The following is a 463-nucleotide window of genomic DNA, read 5'->3' on the forward strand; positions in this document are numbered from 1 at the left end:
GGCGTGAGGTAGCCCAGTGATGAGTGCCGGTGTCGATGATTGTGGTCGTCTTTGAAGTCCTCGATCACCACCCTCGCTTCGAGCAGACTCGTCCAGTGATTGCGGTTCAGGCACTCCTTCCGTAGCCGATTGTTGAACGATTCGATGTGTCCGTTGTTCCACGGCGTCCCCGGCGGAATGTAGGAGATACCGACACGATCTCGGCAGAACTGTTGCAGCACATGCGAAATGAACTCCGGACCGTTGTCCATTCGCAGCACCAACGGCGGACCGCCCCACAGCGCGAACGTCTTGTCGAGCTCGTCGGTCAGCCGCTGTGCGGTGATCGAGCGCTCCACAATGTTCAACAGGGACTGCCGGGTGTGTTCGTCGATCATCGACGCGATCTTGATCGCCTTCCCGTCGACGGTCGAATCGAACTGAAAGTCCATAGCCCACACCACTTTCGGTGCATCGGCTTCGA

Annotated in this window: 1 protein-coding gene; it reads right to left on the reverse strand. The window is 58.3% G+C overall.

Features of this window, described 5'->3' with window-relative positions; all coding sequences use genetic code 11:
- Positions 1-431, reverse strand: a 431-nt coding sequence (locus MTX35_RS25415; protein ID WP_243597487.1) for an integrase core domain-containing protein, incomplete at its 3' end; no start/stop codon positions are given.
- Positions 432-463 lie beyond the last annotated feature (32 nt).

Source organism: Rhodococcus sp. ARC_M12 (assembly GCF_022810385.1).
Taxonomy (GTDB): Bacteria; Actinomycetota; Actinomycetes; order Mycobacteriales; family Mycobacteriaceae; genus Rhodococcoides; species Rhodococcoides navarretei.